Source organism: Chromobacterium sinusclupearum (assembly GCF_002902845.1).
Lineage (GTDB): Bacteria > Pseudomonadota > Gammaproteobacteria > Burkholderiales > Chromobacteriaceae > Chromobacterium > Chromobacterium sinusclupearum.
In genome coordinates this window covers 74,464-95,659 of the sequence record NZ_PPTF01000068.1, presented here as the reverse complement: position 1 = coordinate 95,659, position 21,196 = coordinate 74,464, and the positions used below count along the sequence as shown (strand labels likewise).

At 63.2% G+C, this 21,196-nt stretch carries 29 protein-coding genes; 15 read left to right on the top strand and 14 right to left on the bottom strand.

Going from position 1 to position 21,196, the window contains the following annotated elements; all coding sequences use genetic code 11:
• Nucleotide 1 precedes the first annotated feature (1 nt).
• The 10 genes from C2134_RS14410 (at nucleotide 2) to C2134_RS14365 (ending at nucleotide 6,608) form a co-directional block, all read left to right on the top strand.
• On the top strand, nucleotides 2-1,480 hold the full coding sequence (locus tag C2134_RS14410; protein WP_103321007.1) for a multicopper oxidase family protein: 1,479 nt from the start codon (nucleotides 2-4) through the stop codon (nucleotides 1,478-1,480).
• A gap of 55 nt (nucleotides 1,481-1,535) precedes the next feature.
• On the top strand, nucleotides 1,536-1,862 hold the full coding sequence (locus C2134_RS14405) for a metal-sensitive transcriptional regulator (RefSeq protein ID WP_103321006.1): 327 nt from the start codon (nucleotides 1,536-1,538) through the stop codon (nucleotides 1,860-1,862).
• A gap of 11 nt (nucleotides 1,863-1,873) precedes the next feature.
• Nucleotides 1,874-2,317, top strand: coding sequence for a hypothetical protein (locus C2134_RS14400; protein WP_103320849.1), 444 nt, complete (start codon nucleotides 1,874-1,876; stop codon nucleotides 2,315-2,317).
• On the top strand, nucleotides 2,314-2,619 hold the full coding sequence (locus C2134_RS14395; RefSeq protein WP_103320848.1) for a hypothetical protein: 306 nt from the start codon (nucleotides 2,314-2,316) through the stop codon (nucleotides 2,617-2,619). Before C2134_RS14400 ends, C2134_RS14395 begins: the two co-directional genes overlap by 4 nt.
• Nucleotides 2,620-2,775: 156 nt before the next feature.
• A complete protein-coding gene (rpsF, locus tag C2134_RS14390; RefSeq protein WP_071109338.1) occupies nucleotides 2,776-3,150 on the top strand; it encodes a 30S ribosomal protein S6 in 375 nt (124 codons plus the stop codon).
• 18 nt (nucleotides 3,151-3,168) lie between these two features.
• Complete coding sequence (gene priB, locus C2134_RS14385; protein ID WP_071109339.1) at nucleotides 3,169-3,468, top strand: primosomal replication protein N; 300 nt, start codon at nucleotides 3,169-3,171, stop codon at nucleotides 3,466-3,468.
• Between the two features lie 5 nt (nucleotides 3,469-3,473).
• A complete protein-coding gene (gene rpsR, locus C2134_RS14380) occupies nucleotides 3,474-3,701 on the top strand; it encodes a 30S ribosomal protein S18 (RefSeq protein ID WP_011137185.1) in 228 nt (75 codons plus the stop codon).
• A 22-nt stretch (nucleotides 3,702-3,723) separates the two neighbouring features.
• Entirely contained in the window at nucleotides 3,724-4,173 is a 450-nt protein-coding gene (gene rplI / locus C2134_RS14375; RefSeq protein ID WP_043624291.1) for a 50S ribosomal protein L9, read from the top strand.
• Between the two features lie 127 nt (nucleotides 4,174-4,300).
• Nucleotides 4,301-5,209 carry a MarR family winged helix-turn-helix transcriptional regulator gene (locus C2134_RS14370; RefSeq protein WP_103320847.1) on the top strand — a complete coding sequence of 303 codons (909 nt, stop codon included), beginning with the start codon at nucleotides 4,301-4,303 and terminating at the stop codon, nucleotides 5,207-5,209.
• Nucleotides 5,210-5,297: 88 nt separating this feature from the next.
• The gene (locus tag C2134_RS14365; RefSeq protein WP_103320846.1) at nucleotides 5,298-6,608 is read left to right on the top strand and encodes an anaerobic C4-dicarboxylate transporter family protein; all 1,311 of its coding nucleotides are present in this window, start codon (nucleotides 5,298-5,300) and stop codon (nucleotides 6,606-6,608) included.
• A gap of 1 nt (nucleotide 6,609) precedes the next feature.
• Here C2134_RS14365 and C2134_RS14360 read toward each other — a convergent pair whose 3' ends face one another.
• The 3 genes from C2134_RS14360 to C2134_RS14350 form a co-directional block, all read right to left on the bottom strand.
• A complete protein-coding gene (locus C2134_RS14360; protein WP_103320845.1) occupies nucleotides 6,610-6,939 on the bottom strand; it encodes a DUF2322 family protein in 330 nt (109 codons plus the stop codon).
• Nucleotides 6,940-7,302: 363 nt separating this feature from the next.
• Nucleotides 7,303-7,854, bottom strand: coding sequence for a hydrolase (locus C2134_RS14355; protein WP_103320844.1), 552 nt, complete (start codon nucleotides 7,852-7,854; stop codon nucleotides 7,303-7,305).
• A 78-nt stretch (nucleotides 7,855-7,932) separates the two neighbouring features.
• On the bottom strand, nucleotides 7,933-8,262 hold the full coding sequence (locus C2134_RS14350) for a DUF7709 family protein (RefSeq protein ID WP_103320843.1): 330 nt from the start codon (nucleotides 8,260-8,262) through the stop codon (nucleotides 7,933-7,935).
• Between the two features lie 95 nt (nucleotides 8,263-8,357).
• On the opposite strand from C2134_RS14350, the gene C2134_RS14345 reads away from it, so the two are divergent.
• From C2134_RS14345 to C2134_RS14330, 4 genes are all read left to right on the top strand, one after another.
• On the top strand, nucleotides 8,358-9,101 hold the full coding sequence (locus tag C2134_RS14345; protein ID WP_158248776.1) for a helix-turn-helix transcriptional regulator: 744 nt from the start codon (nucleotides 8,358-8,360) through the stop codon (nucleotides 9,099-9,101).
• Between the two features lie 93 nt (nucleotides 9,102-9,194).
• Nucleotides 9,195-9,719 (top strand): GNAT family N-acetyltransferase, encoded by a 525-nt coding sequence (locus tag C2134_RS14340; protein ID WP_103320841.1) that lies wholly within the window; start codon nucleotides 9,195-9,197, stop codon nucleotides 9,717-9,719.
• On the top strand, nucleotides 9,716-10,222 hold the full coding sequence (locus C2134_RS14335) for a GNAT family N-acetyltransferase (protein WP_103320840.1): 507 nt from the start codon (nucleotides 9,716-9,718) through the stop codon (nucleotides 10,220-10,222). Before C2134_RS14340 ends, C2134_RS14335 begins: the two co-directional genes overlap by 4 nt.
• Nucleotides 10,219-10,716, top strand: a complete 498-nt coding sequence (locus C2134_RS14330; RefSeq protein WP_103320839.1) for a GNAT family N-acetyltransferase — start codon at nucleotides 10,219-10,221, stop codon at nucleotides 10,714-10,716. The genes C2134_RS14335 and C2134_RS14330 overlap by 4 nt, the downstream gene beginning before the upstream one ends.
• Nucleotides 10,717-10,842: 126 nt before the next feature.
• Here C2134_RS14330 and C2134_RS21730 read toward each other — a convergent pair whose 3' ends face one another.
• Nucleotides 10,843-11,001: a hypothetical protein gene (locus tag C2134_RS21730; protein ID WP_199153156.1), complete on the bottom strand. Its 159-nt coding sequence runs from the start codon at nucleotides 10,999-11,001 to the stop codon at nucleotides 10,843-10,845.
• A 175-nt stretch (nucleotides 11,002-11,176) separates the two neighbouring features.
• Between C2134_RS21730 and C2134_RS14325 the strand changes: the two genes are divergently transcribed.
• A complete protein-coding gene (locus tag C2134_RS14325) occupies nucleotides 11,177-12,076 on the top strand; it encodes a LysR family transcriptional regulator (protein ID WP_103320838.1) in 900 nt (299 codons plus the stop codon).
• Nucleotides 12,077-12,160: 84 nt separating this feature from the next.
• Here the strand turns inward: C2134_RS14325 and C2134_RS21725 are convergent, their stop codons facing one another.
• From C2134_RS21725 to purN, 10 genes are all read right to left on the bottom strand, one after another.
• A complete protein-coding gene (locus C2134_RS21725) occupies nucleotides 12,161-12,337 on the bottom strand; it encodes a hypothetical protein (protein WP_199153158.1) in 177 nt (58 codons plus the stop codon).
• Between the two features lie 203 nt (nucleotides 12,338-12,540).
• Nucleotides 12,541-13,785, bottom strand: a complete 1,245-nt coding sequence (locus tag C2134_RS14320; RefSeq protein WP_439646997.1) for a uracil-xanthine permease family protein — start codon at nucleotides 13,783-13,785, stop codon at nucleotides 12,541-12,543.
• 36 nt (nucleotides 13,786-13,821) lie between these two features.
• A complete protein-coding gene (locus C2134_RS14315) occupies nucleotides 13,822-14,460 on the bottom strand; it encodes a hypothetical protein (protein ID WP_103321004.1) in 639 nt (212 codons plus the stop codon).
• 76 nt (nucleotides 14,461-14,536) lie between these two features.
• Nucleotides 14,537-15,169 (bottom strand): uracil phosphoribosyltransferase, encoded by a 633-nt coding sequence (gene upp, locus C2134_RS14310; RefSeq protein ID WP_103320837.1) that lies wholly within the window; start codon nucleotides 15,167-15,169, stop codon nucleotides 14,537-14,539.
• 118 nt (nucleotides 15,170-15,287) lie between these two features.
• Entirely contained in the window at nucleotides 15,288-16,073 is a 786-nt protein-coding gene (locus tag C2134_RS14305) for an EAL domain-containing protein (protein WP_103320836.1), read from the bottom strand.
• Between the two features lie 164 nt (nucleotides 16,074-16,237).
• Complete coding sequence (grxD, locus tag C2134_RS14300; protein ID WP_103320835.1) at nucleotides 16,238-16,549, bottom strand: Grx4 family monothiol glutaredoxin; 312 nt, start codon at nucleotides 16,547-16,549, stop codon at nucleotides 16,238-16,240.
• A gap of 68 nt (nucleotides 16,550-16,617) precedes the next feature.
• Nucleotides 16,618-17,946, bottom strand: coding sequence for a chloride channel protein (locus tag C2134_RS14295; RefSeq protein WP_158248775.1), 1,329 nt, complete (start codon nucleotides 17,944-17,946; stop codon nucleotides 16,618-16,620).
• 177 nt (nucleotides 17,947-18,123) lie between these two features.
• Nucleotides 18,124-19,383 (bottom strand): RsmB/NOP family class I SAM-dependent RNA methyltransferase, encoded by a 1,260-nt coding sequence (locus C2134_RS14290; RefSeq protein ID WP_199179951.1) that lies wholly within the window; start codon nucleotides 19,381-19,383, stop codon nucleotides 18,124-18,126.
• Nucleotides 19,379-20,527, bottom strand: coding sequence for a DUF3108 domain-containing protein (locus C2134_RS14285; RefSeq protein WP_103320832.1), 1,149 nt, complete (start codon nucleotides 20,525-20,527; stop codon nucleotides 19,379-19,381). The genes C2134_RS14290 and C2134_RS14285 overlap by 5 nt, the downstream gene beginning before the upstream one ends.
• A complete protein-coding gene (gene purN / locus C2134_RS14280) occupies nucleotides 20,528-21,169 on the bottom strand; it encodes a phosphoribosylglycinamide formyltransferase (RefSeq protein ID WP_103320831.1) in 642 nt (213 codons plus the stop codon).
• Nucleotides 21,170-21,196 lie beyond the last annotated feature (27 nt).

The window sequence follows — 21,196 nt, the reverse complement described above, 5'->3', positions numbered from 1 at the left end:
GATGCAACGACGTCGGTTGATGCAATGGGGCGCCGCGCTGGCGCTGTCGCCATGGATGATCCGCTCCGCGCGGGCCGATACGGCTCAGGCGGCGCATGGCGCGGAGTTGGCTGGGGCCAGCATGCCTGGAGCCCAGGCTCTGGGCATGCCGAGCGGCGGCGCGCTGCCGGAGGGGCTGCGTTTGCCGCTGGAGCGCAAGGACGGCGTCTGGCAGGGTTGTTTGACCGCGGCGCCGCTGAACCTGCCCCTGCTGCCGGGAGGGAAGCCAACGGCTTTCTGGGCCTATAACGACAGCGTGCCGGGGCCGGCTATCGAGTTGTTTGAAGGCGAGACGCTGGCGTTGCGCTTCGAAAACCGTCTGCCCCAGCCGACCACCGTGCATTGGCACGGCCTGCCGATTCCGGCCGACCAGGATGGCAATCCGCATGACGCGGTGCAACCGGGACAGGCGCGCGAATACCGTTTCACGCTGCCGCCAGGCAGTGCCGGCACGTATTGGTACCATCCGCATCCTCATGGCCATACGGCGGAGCAGGTGTATCGCGGCCTGGCGGGTGTGTTCGTGGTGAAAAGCCGCAGTGATCCCTTGGCTCACCTGCCGGAGCGCTGGCTGGTGTTGTCCGATCTGAAGCTGGATGGCGATGGGCAGATCGCCGCCAATAGCGAAGCCGACCGGATGGATGGCCGCGAAGGGCAGTTCGTGCTGGTTAACGGCGCATGGCAGCCCAGGATGACGCTGGGCATGGGCGAGCGCCAGCGGTGGCGGGTGTGGAACGCCACCAGCGCGCGGGTGCTGAAGCTGGCGCTGCCCGCGCATGAAGTCTGGCTGGTCGGCACCGATGGCGGCCTGATCGAACGGCCGCGACGCATGGAATATGTATTGCTGCCGCCCGGCGCGCGGGTGGAGCTGGCGGTGACCGGCCGCTTCGCGCCGGGCAGACCATCCGGATTGCTGGCGTTGCCGTACGCCCGCGGCAAGATGATGGGGCCGGAGCAGGACAAGGCCTTGCCGCTGCTGGGCATCGAGGCGGGCGCGGCCGTGGCCACCGCCGCGTTGCCGCGTCGCCTGGGCAGGGTGGCGGCTTTGCCCAAGCCAGCGGTCCGGCGGCGCGTGGCGTTCAGCGAGGATATGGCCAATCCGGCGGCCATGTTCCTGATCAATGGCCAGACCTTTGACATGGACCGCGTGGATTTCATCGGCAAGGTGGGCCAGGTGGAAGAATGGGAGATTGATAATCAGGCCGATATGGATCATCCCTTCCACCTGCATGGCACCCAGTTCCAGGTGACCGAGCGGCATGATGGCAAAGGCTGGAAGAAGGAGCCGTATCTGGCCTGGCGCGACGTCGTCAACGTGCCGCCGGAGCAGAAGGTGAGGCTGCGCTTCCGCCAGGAGTTGCCTGGGCCGAGGATGTTTCACTGCCATATTCTGGAGCACGAAGACGCCGGCATGATGGGCGTGCTCGATGTGCGCGCCTGATGCCGGGCGGCACGAGAATCGGCGATAATGCCGCATTGACTGATCGGGACCGATGATGACCGACTCCACCCATACAAAAGATGATTGCTGCCACGAACACGCGCCTGCCGAACGCACGGTGGTGCAGCCGGGCAAGGCCGCCTTGTTGAAGCGGCTGGCGCGGATAGAGGGACAGGTGCGCGGCATCAGCGGCATGATCGAATCGGATCGCTACTGCGTGGACGTGCTGACCCAGGTGGCGGCGGTGAAGTCGGCGCTGGACGCGGTGGCGCTGCAGTTGCTGGAAAACCACATGAAGGGCTGCGTCTCCCGTGCCATGCAGCAGGGCGACGCCACCGGCATGGTGACCGAGCTGATAGACGTGGTGAAGAAGATCCGATAGGAGGCATCAGCATGGCTGTTTTGGAGCGAATAGCGTATGAGCAGTTGAATGCCAGGCAGAAAGAGAACTACAACTTTCAAAAATTGGCGGCAGTTCTTGCTGATTACGGGTTCAATTGCCTGCGCCTGACCGATGATTGGAAGGGAGCAGATTTCATCGCTTGCCATGTCGATGGACAGACTTTTCTCAGGGTGCAGCTGAAAGGGCGCTTGTCTTTCGATCGCAAGTACCAGGGGAAAAATATCCACATGGCTTTTCCGGATGGAGGGCATTTCTACCTTTATCCCCATGACGATGTGCTGGAGAAGGCTTTGGTGCTGGGGTTGATGAAAGGCACCGACTCTTGGGAGAGTGAGGGGGCTTATCACTTCCCTAAGCTGAGTCAAGCGCTACTCGACCTGCTGCGGCCTTATCGTCTCGAATGCGTACCCTATCCTCAGGACAGTGATAAATGAGAGTACAACTCGCCATCGCGGCGTTGATACTGGCCGGCGCCGCCCAAGCCGCGCCGATTCCGTTTGCGACTTATATCCGGCTGCACAATGGCATGCAGGAAGCCGAGCTGATTTCCAAGGCCGGCGCGCCGGATTACGCCAGCGACGGCCCGCAGACTAAAAGCTTGAGCGGCAATGGCACGGTGACGGTGGACAGCACGCGCGTCCTCACCTGGCTGGCTAACGACCAGTTGCCTTACACCACCACGGTCACCGTGAAAAACGGCGTGGTGACGGATATCAGCCGCAGCAAAAAGTTGTAAATGCGCATCGGCCACGGCGCCGGCCGAACACATATCCGCAAAATCTACCGACTGATGTTTGCCTAGCTGCGGCAAAGTGCGTAGAATGCTGCGGTTTACTACCTTGCCTTTTGCAACCGCATGGCAAAAGGCTACGAATAGCCAAAAGGAGTTCGCATGCGTCACTACGAAATCGTGTTCATCGTGCACCCGGACCAGTCCGAACAGGTTCCGGCCATGATCGAGCGCTACAAGGGCATGGTTCTGGCCGCTGAAGGCAAGATCCACCGTCTGGAAGACTGGGGCCGCCGTCAACTGGCTTACCCGATCCAAAAGCTGCACAAAGCTCACTACGTTCTGATGAACGTTGAGTGCCAGTCGGAAACCCTGGCCGAGATCGAGCACGCCTTCAAGTTCAACGACGCCGTTCTGCGTCACCTCAGCATCAAGCTGGATCGCGCCATCACCGACGCGTCCCCGATGATGAAGGACGAAAAGGCGAAGAACCTGCTGGACGCCCAGCCGGCCGCCGAGACTGAAGCTTCTGCCTAATAGGCAGAGGTAACGGTCTTGCAGAATCGTCTGCTACTGACCGTCACGGTTGAGCGCGAAGATGCGCTGAGATACACCCCCGCCGGCTTGCCGGTGCTGGAGATGTGGCTCAAGCATCAGTCCCGGCAAAGCGCCGGGGGCTTCGAGCGTGATGTGGCCTGCGATATACAGGCCGTATGGATAGGCGAAGACGCCCGGAAACATGCCGGGAAGCTGGCGGGGCAGGTGATGAATGTCACCGGATTCCTGGGCCAGCGCAGTCTGCGCAATCCGCGGTTGGTACTCAATATCGAATATGTTGAATTTGTAAAAGGTTAGTCAAAATGGCTCGTCAACTCTTCAAGCGCAAGAAGTTCTGCCGCTTCACGGCAGAAGGCATCAAGGAAATCGACTACAAGTCCGTTGATCTCCTGAAGGATTTCATCGCCGAAAACGGCAAAATCATCCCGGCTCGCATCACCGGCACCAAGGCCCGCTACCAGCGTCAGCTGACCACCGCTATCAAGCGTGCTCGCTTCCTGGCCTTCCTGCCGTACACCGACCAGCACTAAGACCGGGAAAGGAACTTAAGAGATGCAAATCATTCTGCTCGAAAAAGTTGCCAACCTGGGTCAACTGGGTGACGTGGTGAATGTGAAGAACGGCTTCGCCCGTAACTTCCTGATCCCGCAAGGCAAAGCCAAGCGCGCTACCGAATCGAACCTGAAAGAGTTCGAAGCTCGTCGCGCCGATCTGGAAGCCAAGCAAGCCGCTATCCTGGCCGACGCCAAGGTACGCGCCGAGAAGCTGAACGAAGCCGTGATCACCATCGCCCAGAAGGCGGGTGTGGACGGTCGTCTGTTCGGCTCCGTGACCAACGTTGACGTTGCTGAAGCGGTTACCGCTTTCGGCGTCGAAATCAAGCGTCACGAAGTTCGCCTGCCGAACGGCCCGTTCAAGGCCATCGGCGAATACGACATCGAGATCGCCCTGCACCACGACGTGGTTGCTCCGATCAAGGTGGTTGTGGTCGGCGAAGCTTAATTCCTGTTTCAGGAAGCTTAGCGAAAAGCCCGCTTCGGCGGGCTTTTTCACGTTCATTGAAAATTTGGTTGCGTAATGCAACTAAATGCCTTTATGGTTGCGTTGTGCAACTATTATGGGTGGAGCCATGGATGAGCGTGAACTGCGCGGCCTGTCGCGCGATATCGTCAGGGAGCTGGGCATGCTGGCCGGCCGTTGCGGCGACGTCGAGCTGAGTCCGGTGGAGGCGCATCTGTTGATCGAGCTGGAGGCCGGGCCGGCCAGCAATCAGCAGCTGGCGGACCGGCTGCGCGTGGACAAGTCCAATAGCAGCCGGCCGCTGCAGCGCTTGGCGGAGCGCGGCCTGATCGCCTGGCGCGATTGTCCGGCCGATGGCCGCAGCAAGCTGGCTGACTTGACCGGTGCCGGCCGCGACTGGCTGCGGCGGCTGCACGCGGCGATGGACGCAGACATGGCGCAGGTGCTGCTGCAGCTGGACGAGGCGGAGCGGGCAAGGCTGGAAGAGGGGCTGCGGCTGTACCGGCGCGCCCTGCAGCATGCCGGCAGGCAGCAGGGCTATGTCATCCGGCCGCTGGCGGCGGCGGACAATGGCGCGCTGGCGGCGCTGATTCGGCAGGTGTCGGCGGAATACGGGCTGGGCCAAGGGTGCGGCTTCATGGACCCGCAGCTGGACGCGCTGTTTTCGGTGTATAACCGCGTCGATTCGCGCTATCTGGTGATTGTCGGCCCGGATAGCCGGCTGCTGGGCGGCGGCGGCATCGCGCCGCTGGCCGGCGGAGAAAAAGGCGTGTGCGAACTGCAGAAAATGTACTTCGACGCTGCGCTGCGCGGGCGCGGCTTGGGCCGGCGCCTGCTGCGGCAGCTGTTGGCCAAGGCCAGGGCGCTGGGTTATCGCCAGTGCTATCTGGAAACCACGGCGGCGCTGGCCGAGGCTATTTGCCTGTATGAAGCCGAGGGCTTTGTCCGGCTGCCGGCGCATTGGGGCGCGACAGGCCATGATGCCGCTTGCGAGATCGCGATGGCGCGCGCCTTGTGAGCGGCATATAAGCCAGCCCTGATCCTGGACAAGCCGCCGTTCCGTTTATCTTGCGACAATCGGGTTCTGTGATAAGGGGAGCGGCATCATGGTTTACCTGCAACTTCTAGTCGTGCTTGGGGCGATTTTCCTTGGCGTGCGGATGGGCGGCATCGGCCTGGGGGTGACCGGCGGCGCCGGCCTGTTCATCCTGACTTTCGTCTTCGGCCTCAAGCCTGGGCATGCGCCGATAGACGTCATTCTGATCATCATCTCGGTCATCACCGCGTCGGCGGCGTTGCAGTCGGCCAAGGGGCTGGACTACATGGTGGAGGTGGCGGCGCGCTTCCTTAGGCGCAATCCGCGGCATATCGTGCTGCTGGCGCCGCTGGTGGGCTGGCTGTCCACCTTTCTCGCCGGCACCGGCTTCATCGCCTTGGCGCTGATGCCCATCGTGGTGGAAGTGGCGGAGAAGACCGGCATCCGCCCGGAACGGCCGCTGGCCGGGCTGACCGTGGCCTCGCAAAACGCCATCGTCGCCTGTCCGGTGTCGGCCGCCACCGTGGCGTTGGCCACGGTGCTGGCGCCGCATGGCGTTGCCCTGACCGACATCATCATGATCAGCATTCCGGCGACGTTGTTGGGTGCCTTGGCCGGCGGCCTGGCGATGCTGCGCTATGGTTGCGAGTTGGCCGATGATCCGGTGTACAGGCAACGGCTGGCAGCCGGCATGATCTCGCGGCCGCAAAGCGCCGATGCGGCCGACCTGCCGCGCGGCGCGGCCTGGTCGGTGTACGGCTTCCTGTTTACCGTCGCGCTGATCGTGTTGCTGGCGGCCATGCCGCAGCTGCGGCCGGCCTGGCCCGGCGCCAAGGGCATGGAGTCGGTGGCGATGGTGGATGTGATCCAGATGTGCATGCTGAGCTATTCCGCGCTGGCGGTGCTGCTGTGCAAGGCTGATTTGCAGGCCATGGTGTCCGGCAGCATGTTCCGTTCCGGCGCGGTGGCGGCGGTGACCATCCTGGGCGCGGCCTGGATGAGCGATACCTTCATCCAGGGCAATCTGCCGCTGTTCAAGCACAATATCGTCAGCATCATCGAAGCCGCCCCCTGGCTGTTCGCCTTCGCGGTGTTCATCATGGCTGTGATCCTGTTCAGCCAGGGCGCCACCACCAAGGTGATGATGCCGCTGGGCGTGTCGCTGGGCATCGCCGCGCCGGTGTTGATCGCCATCTATCCGGCGGTGGTGGGGGTGTATGTGCTGCCCAGTTATCCCAGCCTGATCGCGGCGGTGGAGATGGATTACACCGGCACCACGCGCATTGGCCGTTGGGTATTCAACCACAGCTTCATCGTGCCGGGGCTGGTCAGCACCACGGTGTCGATTGCCGCGGGTTTTGCGCTGATGGCGCTGCGTTGATTCAGTCTTCCGCTTTCAGCACCACGCGGGCGCGCAGGCCCGGCGCGCCGTGTTCGGCAATGGCCAGCAGGCGGTCGATATTGGGATGGCTGCCGGGCTGGCTGCGCGCGGCGGCGGTATGTTCGGCAAACAATTCCAGCCCTTCGCGCGCCGCCTTGCGGTCGATATGGCCGTGGCGCTTCACCAGCGCATGGTAGACGCGCAGCGAGCCCGCGGTGCCCGGGCGGTTTTCCAGCCGGTGCAGCGCCTCGCCTTCCGGGCTGAGCAGCACGATGGCGTCGATGCCATCGGTGGCGGGCAGGGTTTGCAGCAGATCCTGGAACGAAGTCATGGGCATTCTCCTTGTTATGTGTGCTTTGCTTTTCCTGTTTAGGATAAGGGCAAAAGATGACAGTTCCAGTGCAGACGTGTCAGTTATCTGACAGGAAATATTAATTTCTGTTTCATTTTGGTGCCATGTCATGAATCTTTGCACCATTCAGGTGCTTATTTGCTGTGAGATGGCGTAATGCGCCCGTCAAAACAGCGATTTTGAGCATGCAAAAGCTGGCACGCTGTTTGCTTAGTATTGGGCAAGCTAGTGAGCAGGACCGCAAGGTCCGCGCGCCGGTCTGCAAAGGGGAGGATGAGAGCGGCAAAGCCGCCATTGGACGGGGTTGTCGAAGAGGTAAGCTTCGACAACCCCGATTCATTTTCAGGGCTGCTCGCCCACCAGATAGCGCTGGCTCATCTGCTTGAAATGCTCGCTGCCGGATTGTTCCAGCAGTTCGAACAGCACCATTTCCCGGCTGACGATCACTGCGCCGCCCGCGCGCATTCGGCCAACCGCCAGCTCGATGTCGGACGGTTTGCGGCTGGAGATGGCATCGGCCGCCACAAACACTTGCTTGCCGATAGCCAGCAACTGCAACACCGTCTGCAGCACGCAAACATGGGCCTCCATGCCGCATACGATGATCTGCTGCCTTTCCATCAGCGCCGGCGGCAGACACTCTGCCGCCACGCAGGAAAAGTGCAGCTTATCCACTACCTGCGCTTGCGGCGCGGCTTCGCGCAGCACCGCCAGCGTGCCGCCCAGGCCGCGCGGGTATTGCTCGGAAAACACGATGGGCAGGCCGTGGTCGCGCGCCACGGCAATCAGCCAGCGGCTGCGCGCCAGCAGTCCATCCGCATCGTGCACCGCCGGCAGCAGCTTGTCCTGGATGTCCACCACCAGCAGGCCGGCGTTCTGTTTTTGCATCAGCATGATCCACTCCAGTCGATTTGAAGCTACAGCTTAACGCCAAATACCTCAGGAGTGGGCCGGGATGGACTGCGAGTAGGCTTATGTATTGGCGGCCTGTTCGTTCAGCCAGTCGCGCGCCAGCTCTCCGACCAGGCGGCGCCCGGGATTGTCGCCGCGCATCCATTCCTCAGGCGGGAACAGATCGAACAGGCCCACCTTGAACAAGGTCGGCACCGCCAGCGCCAATTGTCGTTCCACTTCGCCGCGCTCGCCCTGGTTGTAGGCGGCAAGGTTGACCAGCATGGTTGCTACGGTGCCGGTTTGCACCAGGCTGCCGTCGCGCAGTTTCACTGCGGGCAGCGTTTCGCCATCGGCGACGATTTTGTGGTTGATCGAGGAAAGTTCTTCGGTGTGTGCGATGTGGTTCATGTCGAGCTCCTTGGGTGGAATGAGCCCTCAGTATCGCGCTGGCGCGAATGGCCTGCTTTAAATATAGTGCCAATATATATCCAAAAAGAGCCAATATGGAGCAAGCCATTCTGTCCGGATTGACCATGACCGAGTTGCGGCATGGCGTCGGCGATCACACCGAGCGCCATGCCCACGCCGCGGGACAGCTGACCTGGGTGCGCGAGGGCGCGCTGGAATTGGAGGCGGAAACGGAACGCATCCTGCTGGCTGCGGACTGCGTCGGCTGGCTTCCTCCAGGGATGCCGCATGGCGCGCATTACCATGGGGCCTTGCGTGGCTGGAGCCTGCAATTGGATGCGGCGTGGCTGCCATCTGCTCCATCCGGTTTGCGGGTATGGCAGGCGACGCCGTTGTTGCAAGGGCTCTTCCTGCGCTTGGGCGACTGGCCGCGGCTGGCTGACGATGAGGCGGCCCGCCGCTTGCTTGGCGTGCTGGCGGACGAGCTGGCCTGGGCCGAGCCATACCCGGCGGCGCTGGCCTGGCCAAGCCATCCGGCGCTGCGCAAATTGGCGCAGGCTTTGCAGAGCGAGCCGGCGCTGGATTGGGATTTGCAGCGCTGGGCCGAGCATATCGGCATGTCGCGCCGCAGCCTGATCCGCCACTTTCGCGCCGAAACCGGCATGGGCGTGGCCGAGTGGCGCGAGCGGCTGCGTATGTTGCGGGCGCAGGCGCTGCTGGCGGAAGGGCGATCAGTCAGTTACTGCGCGATGGAACTGGGTTATGCCGGCAGCAGCGCCTTCATCGTCGCCTTTCGCCGCTGTTTCGGCCAGACGCCGGGTAGGTTCTTGTCCGCATAAAAATTATATTGCAATGCACAATAATTATTTGGCATGATGGTATGCCGGGCCTGGCGGCGATCCCGCCGGCGCCCATCAACTCAGGAGACCACCATGTCCCAAGCCCATTCCTATTCCATCCGCGCCAGCGAGCCTTCCGACGCGGCGGCCCTCCACCGCATCAAGACCCTGCCCGGCGTCTACCCTGGCACCTTGCAGCTGCCTTACCAGCCGCTATCCGCCACGGAAAAACAGCTATTGGAACAGCCTGCGCATGTGCATGCGCTTGTCGCTTGCAACGAGGCGGGCGACGTGGTGGGCTGGGGTGGCTTGGTCGGCAACGACAGGGCGCGCACCCGTCACGCCGCGAGCCTGTTCATGCTGGTGGACCAGGACTGGCAGGGCAGGGGCGTGGGCTCGACCCTCATGCGGGCGGTGCTGGATCTGGCCGACAACTGGCTGGGCCTGATCCGCATCGAGCTGAAAGTCGTGCACGACAACGCCCCCGCCATCGCGCTGTACGAAAAATTCGGCTTCGAATACGAAGGGCGGCTCAAACGCGAAACGCTGCGCGCCGGCAAGCTGGAGGACGTGCTGGTGATGTCGCGGCTGCACTGGCCGAGGAGGGCGGAATCATGAACGGCATCACCATACGTCATGCTGAAGTTGAAGATGCCGAGGCCATCCATGGGATGATGAGCGATGTTCGTACCTTCGGCACCATGCTGGGTTTGCCCTATCCCTGTTTGCACACTCGGCGGCAGCGCATGGCCAAGCGCGATGCGAGCCGCGTCGAATTGCTGGCGGTATCGCCGACGGGCGAATTGGCTGGCTCCGTCATGCTGTTGCCCCATGACAAGCCCAGGCTGGCGGGCGCGGCGGAGCTGGGCATCGGCGTGGCAGCAAACTGGCAGGGACAAGGCGTAGGCAAGCTGCTGATGCAAGAGGCGATGGCGCTGGCGGACAACTGGCTGGGTTTGCGCCGCATCGAACTGACGGTGTTCGCCGACAACGCGCGCGCGCAGGCATTGTACCGCCGCTTCGGTTTTGAGCGCGAAGCCAGGCTGCGCGCCTACGCGCTGCGCGACGGGGTCTGTCACGACGTGCTGGCGATGGCGCGGCTGAGGGAGGGCGGTTTATGAGCGACTATCGAATTCGCCATGCCGAGCTGGATGACGCGGCCGCCTTGCGCGAGCTGATGGCGGACGCGAGCGTGGTGCGCAACACGCTGCAGATGCCGCACCCCTCGCTGAGCCATTGGCAGAAGAACATTCAGCGCCTGCTGGGCGAGGGGCGTTATCAGTTGGTATGCGTGGATGCGGCCGGCAAGCTGTTGGGCCATGGCGGCTTGTGGCGCTTGGAGGGAGAGCGGCAAAGGCATGGCGCCGGCTTGGGCATTGCGGTGCGCCGGGAATGGCAAGGCAAGGGCGTAGGCAGCGCCCTGATGGCGGCGCTGATGGACTTGGCGGACAACTGGCTGGGCTTGCAACGCATCGAGCTGGGCGTGTATCCGGACAACGCCGCCGCCATCGCGCTGTATCGCAAATTCGGCTTCGAAACCGAGGCCAGGCTGCGCGCCCATTCGCTGCGCGAAGGCGAGTATTGGGACACGTTGCTGATGGCGAGGGCGGTTTAGCATCAAGGCGTGCTGCGCGATCTGAGGCTGGCTAGGCTCTCGCTTTGGGTGCTCCTGCATCTTGCGCTAGCAGAAAAAAGCCGCGCGTTCCTCATGGAGCGCGCGGCTTTTGTTGGCTTGGGGCGCTTACTTTTGCGCCGGAGCCTGGACTTGGCTGGTCTGCGCAGTTTGGCCGTTCATGCGGTCGCGCATGGCTTTCATATTGTCGTAGCCGTCGCTGCCGGCTACGGCGGCGCCGGACAGCAGGATCAGGGACAGGGCGGCGATGGCGGTTTGCTTCAGCATGGTGGTTTCCTTTTTGATGTGTGTCCAGCAAACGGTTATGCATCAAAATTACTGATGCTGATTCTGTGGTTTTGCTGGTTTGCTCTTGACGGAATTCATTCTATGGTCAAGTTGTCTGCGATAAAATCGGAAAGAATCGAAGCAGGCTGTCAAAATTACTGAATGAAGTGGCTAGATGAAACTGACATTGGAAGCGTTGCAGGTGCTGGATGCGATCGAACAGCACGGCAGTTTCGCCGCAGCTGCGGAGGCCTTGTTCAAGGTGCCGTCGGCCTTGACCTATACCGTGCAGAAGCTGGAGCAGGGCTTGGGCGTGGCCATCTACGACCGCAGCGGGCATCGCGCCAGGCTGACGCCGGCCGGCGAGCGTCTGCTGAAGGATGGACGCCATCTGTTGGACGCGGCGCGGCAACTGGAGTTGCGCGTCAGCAAGCAGGCGCAGGGCTGGGAGGATACCTTGCGCATCGTGGTGGGCGATCTGGTCGATTTCTCGAACTTGCTGCCGGCCATCGCGGACTTCGACAAGTTGGAATCGGCTACCCGCTTGTATTTCATCCGCGAGAGCTTTGGCGGCATCTGGGACGCGCTGTACGACGACCGCGCCGATCTGGTGATAGGCGCGCCGAATCAGCCGCCGCCGGGCGATTACTTCACCCGCAATATTGGCGACTACGACTTTGTCCTGGTGGTGGCGAAGGATCATCCCCTGGCCCGGGCGCCGGAGCCGGTGCCGCCGCATGTGCTGCGACGCCACCGCGCGGTGGCCGTTGGCGACACCTCTCGTCGCTTGCCGGCCCGCACCGGCGGTTTGCTGGAAGGACAGCCGGTATTGACGGTGCATGGCAGCCAGGCCAAGCTGCAGGCCATTTTGGCCGGCCTCGGCAGCGGCCATTTGCCGCGCTCGCATGTGCAGGCTTATCTGGAAAGCGGCCAACTGGTGGAGAAGGCCGAGGAGGAGAGCGGCAGTTTCCCGCCGATGTGCTTCGCCTGGAAACAGGAACAACCGGGCCGCGCCTTGCAGTGGTTCATCCAGCGGCTGGAGCGGGCTGTGACGAAGGGCGAGCTGCGCGTTTAGGGCTGCTGACGTTTGCTCTGGCGCTTGGCCGTGCCGAGTGGAAATTGACGCCCGCCATGGATGGGGCAGGCGTCCGGGCATGGCTCAGCTGTTGGAAGCCATGGAGTTGACTTGCGGGATCATTGGCGCCGGTTGGCCGTGCAACTGGGCGTTCATCCTGCCGCGCATCGCCCACATATTGGAGAGCCCTTCGCTGCCGGCCATGGCGGAGCCGGAAAGAAGAAGCAGGGTGAGCGCGCTGATGAAGATGGTTTTCAACATGGCTTTTTCCTTATTGCTTGAGTGGAATCCGGCCGTGTCAAGCCGCTGTGGGCAGGTGATGCTTGGTTGGGCAGCAGTTTGGCTCCGGTCAACTGCGCCGCGGCCACCTTGTAGCTGCGGCGCTGATTGACAGTGTAGATCGCGTCATGTCGTTTGACATGAGGATAGTTGTAAATGATTTTTAAAATCATGCGCTTGGGGCGCTAGATGTCCTGCCCTTCGACTATCCCATCATGCGCCGCGGCTTGGCGCGGCAGAATCAGGTTCAGAATGATGGCCAGCAAGGAGCACAGGCCCACGCCGGCCAGGGCGAAGTCGCCCAGCTTCAGCGTCAGGCCGCCGATGCCGGCGGTCAGCACCACCGAGATGATCACCAGATTGCGCGGCTCCATCAGGTCCACCTTGGCTTCGATCAGCGTCTTCAGGCCGATGGAGGCGATGGTGCCGAACAGCAGCACCATGATGCCGCCCATCACCGGCATCGGGATCGATTGCAACAGCGCGTTGAACTTGCCGAAGAAGGCCATGCAGATGGCGAACACCGCCGCCCAGGTCATGGTCACCGGGTTGAAGTTGCGGGTGATCATCACTGCGCCGGTCACTTCGGCATAGGTGGTGACCGGCGGGCCGCCGATCAGGCCGGCCACGCATACGCCCAGGCCGTCGCCGGCCAGCGTGCGGTGCAGGCCCGGCGTCTTGGTGTAGTCCTTGCCAGTCACGCCGCCGATGGCCATCACGCCGCCGATGTGCTCGATGGCCGGGGCGATGGCCACCGGCAGCATGAAGGCGGCCGCTGCCCAGTTGATTTCCGGGCTGTGGAAGGCGGGCATGGCGAACCATGGCGCGGCGGCCAGCTTGGCGAAGTCCACCGCGCCCATGAAGCCGGCGGCAATGTAGCCGACGGTGACGCCGGCCAGGATCGGCACCAGCTTGAACATGCCGCGCGCGTAGATGGAGACGACGATGGTGGTGGTCAGCGAAATGGCTGCCAGCATCAGCGAAGTCTCATACGGCAGCACCTGCTTGCCGCCAGCCTGGCCCATGGCCATGCCGGAAGCGGCGGTGGCCACCGACAGGCCGATGATCATGATCACCGGGCCGATCACCACCGGCGGCAGCAGCTTGTTCACCAGCGCCATGCCGCGCCAGCGCACGATGGCGGCGAACACGAAGTACATGAAGCCGGCGGCGAACAGGCCGAACATGGTCGCGCCCGGTCCCCAGGTGTGCATGGAGTAAATGATGGGGCCGATGAAGGCGAAAGAGGAGCCGAGGAAGATCGGCACCTGGCGCCCGGTGCAGGCCTGGAACAGTAGGGTGCCGATGCCGGCGCCGAGCAGGGCCATGGCCGGATTCAGGCCGGTGAGCAGCGGCACCAGCACCAGCGCGCCGAAGGCGACGAACAGGATCTGGGCGCCGGACACCGCCAGCTTCAATTGTTGAATCATCATTCTTCCTTGTTTTCGTTTTGTAATCTTGTCGATTTAAACCGCGCAGTACATCACGGCCTGCGCCAGGGTGTTGTCCACGTCGGCGGCCACCGCGCTGTGGCGGCGGAAGTCCAGCACCATGTCCTGCACCGCGCGGTAGCATTCAAAGTTGGGGCGGGACTGGTAATGCAGGTCCACGCCCAGCCGCGCCGCCACTTTCTTGATGGTGGTCGGCTTGATGCAGACGTGGCGCTGCGGATCGAAGCAGGCCAGGAAGCAGGTCACGATGGGCCATTTGGCGGCGTTGGCTTTCGGGTCGTTGCGCGCAAGGGATAGCGTATCGATGTAGGCGGCGAAACTGTCCGGGCCGAAGTCGTGCAGCACGTCGCGCAAGGCCTGGACGAAGGGCTGGTTCAGATCGCGAAAATCCATGTAATTTCGGAAGGCGATCTTCTCGAAGGTGCTGACGGTGGTGGCTAGCGAGATGATCTGGCGGCAGGCCTGAGTGGCGTCGGCCAGCTTGCCGCTGGCCAGCGCGGCGTCCAGCTTGTCGCGGGTCAGCTCGCGCTGGCACAGCGCCTCGGCCTTGGCGTAGCTCTTGTGCTTGCGCGCCAGGGCGATCCAGTCCGGGTCTTGAAAACCGCCTGGAAAGCGGACGAGGAAGTCGGCGTCGATTGCGGCGTAGCGGTCCATGGTCTTCATCCTTGCGGGCTTGCAAAAAAGCCGCCGGCTGCATAGGCAACGGGCGGCTTGGTAAATGGCATGGCGATCAGGCTTGCTTGGTGCCGAAGATCTTGTCGCCGGCGTCGCCCAGGCCCGGAATGATGTAGCCGTGCTCGTTCAGATGGCTGTCGAGCGAGGCGGCGTAGATCTGCACGTCGGGATGCGCGTCGTTGACGGTCTTGACGCCTTCCGGCGCGGCCACCATCACCACGGCCTTGATGTGCTTGCAGCCATTGCGCTTCAGGAGGTCGATGGTGGCGACCAGCGAGCCGCCGGTGGCCAGCATCGGGTCGATGATCAGGGCGATGCGCTCGTCCAGGTTGCCGACGAATTTTTCAAAGTAGGACACCGGCTCCAGCGTTTCTTCATTGCGGGCCAGGCCCACCACGCTAATCTTGGCCGACGGAACCAGGTCCAGCACGCCGTCCAGCATGCCGATGCCGGCGCGCAGGATCGGCACCACAGTGACTTTCTTGCCCTTGATCTGCTTGACGTCGATCTTGCCGCACCAGCCGTCTATGGTGACGCTTTCCAGCTCGAAATCGCGGGTGGCTTCATAGGCGAGCAGCCGCGCCAGTTCCTGGGTCAGCTGGCGGAACTTCATGGTGCTGGTGTCGGCTTCGCGCAGCAGGCCCAGCTTGTGCTGAACCAGCGGATGATCAACGATGGTGATATTCAATTTCGGCTCCCTACCTTGGCAAAAAGCTGCTTGCCGCTAACGGCAAACAGCTTTCGGAATATATGACAGCGGCAGCCGCAGGGCTGCCGTGGGGGTATGGGTGCGTATTGTAGCGCGCTTAGCCGCTCGAAATCCACTCGGAAAATTCGGAAGGCGACATCGGCGGGGCAAACAGATAGCCCTGCGCCGCGTTGCAACCGAGTGCCGCCAGCGCGGCGCACTCGCTCTCGTTCTCCACGCCTATTGCGACCACGGCGGCGTTGCGGCGGCGGGCCTGGCTCAGGATGGCGGACAGCGCTGCGCGCGGTTGGTGATGGCTTGCTAGGTTTTGCGCGCAGCCGCGCGCCAGTTTCAGCACGCTGGCTGCGGGCGGCAGCCAGCCGTCGTCGGGGCTGAAATCATCGGCGGCCACGCCGAAGCCGGCCGCGTGCAGCGCCGGCAGCATGAATCCCGCCGCGGCCTGGTGGCTGCGCAGCATGCGGCTGTTGAACTCCAGAATCAGGCAGGAGGCCGGCAAGTTCAGGATGCGCAGTTGTTGCAGCAGGCGCGATGGCAGCTCCGGATCGAGCAGCGATTCCGCGCCCAGATTGACCGAGACGGGCAGGTCGAATCCCTGGCGGCGCCAGTCCAGACAGGAATACAGCGATTTTTCCAGCATCAGCTCCGTCAGCTGGCGCAGCATGCCGCGCGCTTCCAGCGCGGGGACGAAGCTGGCCGGCGGCAGGATGCCGAGCGCCGGGTGGCGCCAGCGGGCCAGCGCTTCTGCCGCGATCACGCGGCGGCTGGGCAGTTCGACTATCGCTTGGAACCAGGGCAGTAGTTGATCGTTGGCCAGCGCGCGCCAGATGTCTTCTAGCGACGGGGTTTGCGCGGGCCGCCGCTCCAGGGCTGGCGTGCAATTCATGGTGGGGTGGTCGCGGTGGGCCGCGTTGTCATGTGTTGGTAAATATCGGGATATTCTAAGATAGCCGTCTTCTGACGGAAATGGCCATTCAGCCAGGGCAAAAAACTTGCCATAAATAGAAAAACCCGGCAGGCGCCGGGTTGTGATCTGGATCGAAAAGCGAATTACAGGTCTTTCAGCAGTTCCTGCAGCTCGCCGTTCTGGTACATCTCGTACATGATGTCCGAACCGCCGATGAATTCGCCCTTGACGTACAGCTGCGGGATGGTCGGCCAGTTGGAGTAGTCCTTGATGCCCTGGCGGATGTCCGGGTCGCGCAGCACGTCCACGGTCAGGAAATTGTCCACGCCACAGGCTTTCAGGATCTGCACTGCGCGCGAGGAGAAGCCGCACTGCGGAAACTGGGCGGAGCCCTTCATGAACAGGACCACCTGATTGTCGGTGACGGTCTGCTGGATATCTTGTTGAATCGACATGTTTTGCAATCCTTGCTTGGGGGCGGTCAGGGGCCGCCGGAAATACCCGATCTTTTCAATCAGTTATTCTACGTGCGGGCCGGTGGCTGGTCAATTTGCCCGGCCTTGGCATGCCACTGCGGCAGGAACAACCGCACCTGGCCTTCGTACAGCGCGCGCCGCGTCAGCAGCCGTGACACCGACGCCGCCAGCAGCGCGGTGGCCATCAGCGGAATCAGCATATCGGAACTGTCGGTCATTTCCATCACGATGACGAAACCGGTCATCGGCGCCCGCGTCATGCCGGCGAAGAAGCCCACCATGCCCAGCAGCACCACCATGGCCTGCGGCAAGAAGGGCAGCAGTTGGGACATATTCAGGCCGAAACCGGCGCCGACGGCCAGCGACGGCGCGAACATGCCGCCGGGTACCGCGCTGATATGGCTGATGAACATGGAGATCAGCTTCAGGATGCCATAGTCCTGCAGCCCGGCGCCGTGGCCTTCGATGATGTCGCGGGCGCGGAAGTAGCCGGTGCCGAAGGTGCTGCCCTGGCTGGCGATGCCGATGACGGCCAGCGCCAGGCCGCAGCCCGCGGCGAACAGGATAGGTTGCTTGGCGCGCCAGCCATGTAACGGTCCGGGCAGGCGCTGCGACAGCGCCAGCAGCACGCGACAGGCCAGGCCGCCGATGATGCCGCCCAGCACGCCGCATAAGGGCACCGCCAGCCAGGCCTGCTTGCTCTCCATCGCCACATGAACGATGCCGAAATAACTGTAATTGCCGTTGATGGCGAAGGTGGTGAGACCGGCGACGATCACCGACAGCAGGATGGTGGAGCCGGCGCGCATGTCGAAAATGCGGCCCATCTCCTCGATGGCGAACATGATGCCGGCCAGCGGCGCGTTGAATGCGGCCGCCACGCCGGCGGCGGCGCCGGCCAGGATGAAGCTGCGCGCGGCGCCTTCATGGCGCTGCGCCGCCTTGCGGTTCAAGGAATACTTGATCGCCGCGCCCACCTGGACGATGGGGCCTTCGTAGCCGAATGTCGCGCCGGAGCTGATGCCCAGCAAGGTCAGCACCACTTTGCCGAAGGCCGCGCGCAGCGTGAAGCAGTATTCGCGCAATTTTTCCATGCCCGGCTCCAGCGCCGCGATGGACTGCGGGATGCCGCCGCCGGCCGAACCGGGAAAGAAGCGGTGCATGATCCAGATCGCCAGCGCCAGCCCGGCCGGGGTGATCAGCAGGCTCCAATACGGCGAGGCGTCGTAAGCTTTGAAGAACAGATCGTGGGACAGGTGGCTGCCGAGGGCGAACACATAGGCCACCAGGCCGATCAGGATGGCCGCGATCCACACCGGGACCTGGCGCCGCCATTGCGCGGCGGACAGGTAAAGATAACGCAGACGACGCTGCATCTGCTGTCGTTTGGTGCGGCGTGGAAGATAATCCTGCATTGGATGGCGGCTCCAGGCATAAAACAAACCCGGCGGCTGCCGGGTTTTAATCATAAACCGCTAATATACTCCTAAGCGGTCGCGCTTGCGAGCTTGTTTTCTCGCGCCAAAGCCGAGCCAACTACCCGCATGGCGGCGTCAAGCCTGGGCCGGAACGCGCTGCAGCACGGCGGCGAAGAAGCCGTCGGTATTATGCAAATGCGGTTTCAGTTCCAGATAGTCGCCGCATTGCAGCGGGATTTTCTGTTCCGCCAGCACTTCATCCATTTTCACCAAGCTGAAATCCGGATGCTCGGCCAGGAAGGCTTCGACGATGCGCTGGTTTTCCTGCGGCAGCAGGCTGCAGGTGGCGTAGACCAGACGGCCGCCTTCTTTCACCAGCCGCGAGGCGGAAGCGAGGATGGAGGTCTGCTTGGCGTTCAGTTCGGCCACGCTGTCCGGGCTTTGGCGGAATTTCAGGTCCGGATTGCGGCGCAGCGTGCCCAGGCCGGAGCAGGGCGCGTCCACCAGTACGCGGTCGGCCTTGCCGGCCAGCCGCTTCACCTTTGCGTCGTTTTCGTGCGCCAGCAGTTGCGGATGCACGTTGGACAGGCCGGAGCGGGCCTGGCGCGGCTTGAAGTTGGCAAGGCGCTTCTCTGATACATCAAACGCATACAGGCGGCCACTGGATGACATCTGCGCGCCCAAGAGCAGCGTCTTGCCGCCGGCGCCGGCGCAGAAGTCCACCACCATTTCGCCGCGGCGCGCGCCGGTGATCAGGCCCAGGAGCTGGCTGCCTTCGTCCTGCACTTCAAACGCGCCGGATTTGAACAGCTCGTGCTTGGACAGCGCCGGCTTGTCCTTGAGGCGGATGCCGATGGGCGAGTAAGGCGTGGCTTCGCAGTGGATGCCTTCGGCGTTGAGGCGGTCCAGCAGCTCTTCGCGCTTCATCTTCAGCGTGTTGACGCGCAAGTCCAGCGGCGCCATGGACATCAGGCCCTGGCCCAAGGCTTCCACAGCCGCCGGTTCCTGCTCGCCCAGGCGTTCGATCACCCATTGCGGCAGCTCGGCGCGAATTTCCAGGCTGTCTTCCAGCGCCTTGCCCTTGACCGTGCCCAGCCATTCGCGCTCGCCGGCGCTGGTGGCTTCGGACAACTCCTTGACGTTCAGCTTGTTGAACTTCATCAGGGCGACCAGCGCCAGTCGGCGCGGCGTGGCTTTTTCCGGCGCGATCAGCGCGCGCAGCTGGATCAGTCGGCGCAAGGCGCCGAAAGCCGTTTCGGCGATCAGATGGCGGTCGGCGCTGCCCAGCTTGTTGTGCTCGCGGAAGTACGCGGACAGCACGGCGTCCGCCGGGCGGTCGAAGCGGGTCATCTGGCCGATGACGGTTTCCAGGTGTTTCAGTTGACTATGACTAATGTGCATTCTTGTTCCGTATCGTCGGTTGCGGCGGCAGTTCCCACTGCCGCTTGCCGTTCACTTCTATGCGGATCGCTTTAAGCTCGATCCGTTTGTCTTTGTCGGCGCGCAGGATGCGCACCGGCAGATTGGCGAAATCCGGCGCCAGCCAGAACTCGGTGACGTCGCCGTCACCCTCCGCCCTGAACACGATGACGCGCATCTTGCCGTCGCCAGTGTCGTAATCGAAGGCGCCGGCAGGCGCCATCGGATATTCGTAAACCTTTTTGGCCGTGGTGATCTGGATCGGCGCGCGGCCCAGATCGCCGCCCTTCAGCGCCAGCTGGAAGGCCAGGCTGAACGCGTCCTGCGCGCCGTTTTTCAGCGCCAGCTGCTTGCCCGCGCTGTCGCCGTAGCGCAGCAGCCCGGCGTCGTAGTCAAAGCGCGCGCTGTCTTTCAGCTGGCCGCCGCGGAAAGCCTGCAGGGTGTCCGGCCGCAGGCCGTGGCTGTCTATCTGCCCCTGTGAAAGATAGCGCAGCTTGGGGCCGATGAAAGGATTGACTGAGATGTCCAGCTGGTAGCGGCCATCTCCCTGCAGCCATTCCAAGTCTCCAAAACCTACCATCGCCTGGCCCCAGAAGCCCTGGTAGCGAATCCGCGCCGCCACCGGGAATTTGCGCATCGCGGTATCGGGATGGATGAAGCCGGCGCTGGGCGAGGTGTCGGACTGCGCCACGCGCGCCGGCTGGCTTGCCGGCTCGCTCGCCGCCTGGTGGCGGGCGGGATGCTCGGCGGGCGGCAGTTCGTCAACCGGCTCCGAGCTGGCTTGCGCAACCAAGGTTTCCTGGGCCGGCGCGGAGGCATCCGCGGTTTCCTCGGCCGCTTGCGAGGCCTGGGTTTTCTTGCGCCGTTTCGGCGCGGGCTTCTCTGTCGGCTTGGGCGGCGTCTTGGCCGCCGCGGGGCGCAGTTGGACGCCGGCCTGGCTCGGTTTCAGCGGCGCCGGCGTGTCCAGCTGCATCGCCTGCATCTTGATGTCAATTTTTTCCAGCTTCGGCGTTTCTTCCGGCTGCAGGCTGAGCGCGGGCAGCAAGTCCGAGCCTAGCAGCATCAGATGCAGCAGCAGGGACAGGACCAGGGCGATCAGTAGCAGGCGGAAACGAGTCATTTAGACCTTGGCATTGGGTGCGGGCGATAGCAGGCTGGCGGCGGCGCTCGGGCCGCTGGCCACCTTGCCGCCTTCGATGGCGATGTCGCCGGCGACGAAGCGGCGCACCGCTTCCGGGTACAGCTGGTGTTCCAGCTTCAGCACGCGGGCGGCCAGGCTGTCCGGGGTGTCGTCGTCCAGCACGTTGACGACGCCCTGCGACACGATGGGACCGTGGTCCAGCTCGGCAGTGACGAAGTGTACCGTGCATCCGGCCAGTTTGCAGCCCATTTCCAGCGCGCGCTCATGGGTGTGCAGGCCGGGAAAGGCCGGCAGCAGCGAGGGATGGATGTTCAGCATGCGGCCTTCGTAGCGGCGGGTGAACCCAGCCGTCAGGATGCGCATGAAGCCGGCCAGCACCACCAGATCGGGCGCGTGGGCGTCGATGGCTTCGGCCAGCGCGGCGTCGAAGGCTTCGCGGCTGGGGTAGGCCTTGTGGTCCAGCGCCACGGCGGCGATGCCGCGTTCGGCGGCCCAGGCCAGGCCGGCCGCGTCGGGGCGGTTGGCGATCACCGCCGCCACGCGGGCGCCGGGAATGGCGGCGTTGACGATGGCCTGCATATTGGAGCCGCGGCCGGAAATCAGGATGACGATGTTTTTCATATGCCGTTGGGTATCGGTATTCGGTTG

Bases quoted from the DNA above. Each gene is read 5' to 3' on its own strand.
- C2134_RS14395 (WP_103320848.1), top strand. From the start codon at position 2,314: ATGAGAGTACAACTCGCCATCGCGGCGTTGATACTGGCCGGCGCCGCC.
- C2134_RS14370 (WP_103320847.1), top strand. From the start codon at position 4,301: ATGGATGAGCGTGAACTGCGCGGCCTGTCGCGCGATATCGTCAGGGAG.
- C2134_RS14365 (WP_103320846.1), top strand. From the start codon at position 5,298: ATGGTTTACCTGCAACTTCTAGTCGTGCTTGGGGCGATTTTCCTTGGC.
- C2134_RS14320 (WP_439646997.1), bottom strand. From the start codon at position 13,785: ATGATTCAACAATTGAAGCTGGCGGTGTCCGGCGCCCAGATCCTGTTC.
- C2134_RS14340 (WP_103320841.1), top strand. From the start codon at position 9,195: ATGTCCCAAGCCCATTCCTATTCCATCCGCGCCAGCGAGCCTTCCGAC.
- rpsF (WP_071109338.1), top strand. From the start codon at position 2,776: ATGCGTCACTACGAAATCGTGTTCATCGTGCACCCGGACCAGTCCGAA.
- C2134_RS14315 (WP_103321004.1), bottom strand. From the start codon at position 14,460: ATGGACCGCTACGCCGCAATCGACGCCGACTTCCTCGTCCGCTTTCCA.
- C2134_RS21730 (WP_199153156.1), bottom strand. From the start codon at position 11,001: ATGCTGAAGCAAACCGCCATCGCCGCCCTGTCCCTGATCCTGCTGTCC.
- C2134_RS14410 (WP_103321007.1), top strand. From the start codon at position 2: ATGCAACGACGTCGGTTGATGCAATGGGGCGCCGCGCTGGCGCTGTCG.
- C2134_RS14325 (WP_103320838.1), top strand. From the start codon at position 11,177: ATGAAACTGACATTGGAAGCGTTGCAGGTGCTGGATGCGATCGAACAG.
- C2134_RS14400 (WP_103320849.1), top strand. From the start codon at position 1,874: ATGGCTGTTTTGGAGCGAATAGCGTATGAGCAGTTGAATGCCAGGCAG.
- C2134_RS14350 (WP_103320843.1), bottom strand. From the start codon at position 8,262: ATGAACCACATCGCACACACCGAAGAACTTTCCTCGATCAACCACAAA.
- C2134_RS21725 (WP_199153158.1), bottom strand. From the start codon at position 12,337: ATGTTGAAAACCATCTTCATCAGCGCGCTCACCCTGCTTCTTCTTTCC.
- C2134_RS14360 (WP_103320845.1), bottom strand. From the start codon at position 6,939: ATGACTTCGTTCCAGGATCTGCTGCAAACCCTGCCCGCCACCGATGGC.
- C2134_RS14305 (WP_103320836.1), bottom strand. From the start codon at position 16,073: ATGAATTGCACGCCAGCCCTGGAGCGGCGGCCCGCGCAAACCCCGTCG.
- C2134_RS14295 (WP_158248775.1), bottom strand. From the start codon at position 17,946: ATGCAGCGTCGTCTGCGTTATCTTTACCTGTCCGCCGCGCAATGGCGG.
- C2134_RS14335 (WP_103320840.1), top strand. From the start codon at position 9,716: ATGAACGGCATCACCATACGTCATGCTGAAGTTGAAGATGCCGAGGCC.
- C2134_RS14345 (WP_158248776.1), top strand. From the start codon at position 8,358: ATGGAGCAAGCCATTCTGTCCGGATTGACCATGACCGAGTTGCGGCAT.
- rplI (WP_043624291.1), top strand. From the start codon at position 3,724: ATGCAAATCATTCTGCTCGAAAAAGTTGCCAACCTGGGTCAACTGGGT.
- C2134_RS14330 (WP_103320839.1), top strand. From the start codon at position 10,219: ATGAGCGACTATCGAATTCGCCATGCCGAGCTGGATGACGCGGCCGCC.
- rpsR (WP_011137185.1), top strand. From the start codon at position 3,474: ATGGCTCGTCAACTCTTCAAGCGCAAGAAGTTCTGCCGCTTCACGGCA.
- C2134_RS14405 (WP_103321006.1), top strand. From the start codon at position 1,536: ATGACCGACTCCACCCATACAAAAGATGATTGCTGCCACGAACACGCG.
- grxD (WP_103320835.1), bottom strand. From the start codon at position 16,549: ATGTCGATTCAACAAGATATCCAGCAGACCGTCACCGACAATCAGGTG.
- C2134_RS14285 (WP_103320832.1), bottom strand. From the start codon at position 20,527: ATGACTCGTTTCCGCCTGCTACTGATCGCCCTGGTCCTGTCCCTGCTG.
- purN (WP_103320831.1), bottom strand. From the start codon at position 21,169: ATGAAAAACATCGTCATCCTGATTTCCGGCCGCGGCTCCAATATGCAG.
- C2134_RS14355 (WP_103320844.1), bottom strand. From the start codon at position 7,854: ATGCTGATGCAAAAACAGAACGCCGGCCTGCTGGTGGTGGACATCCAG.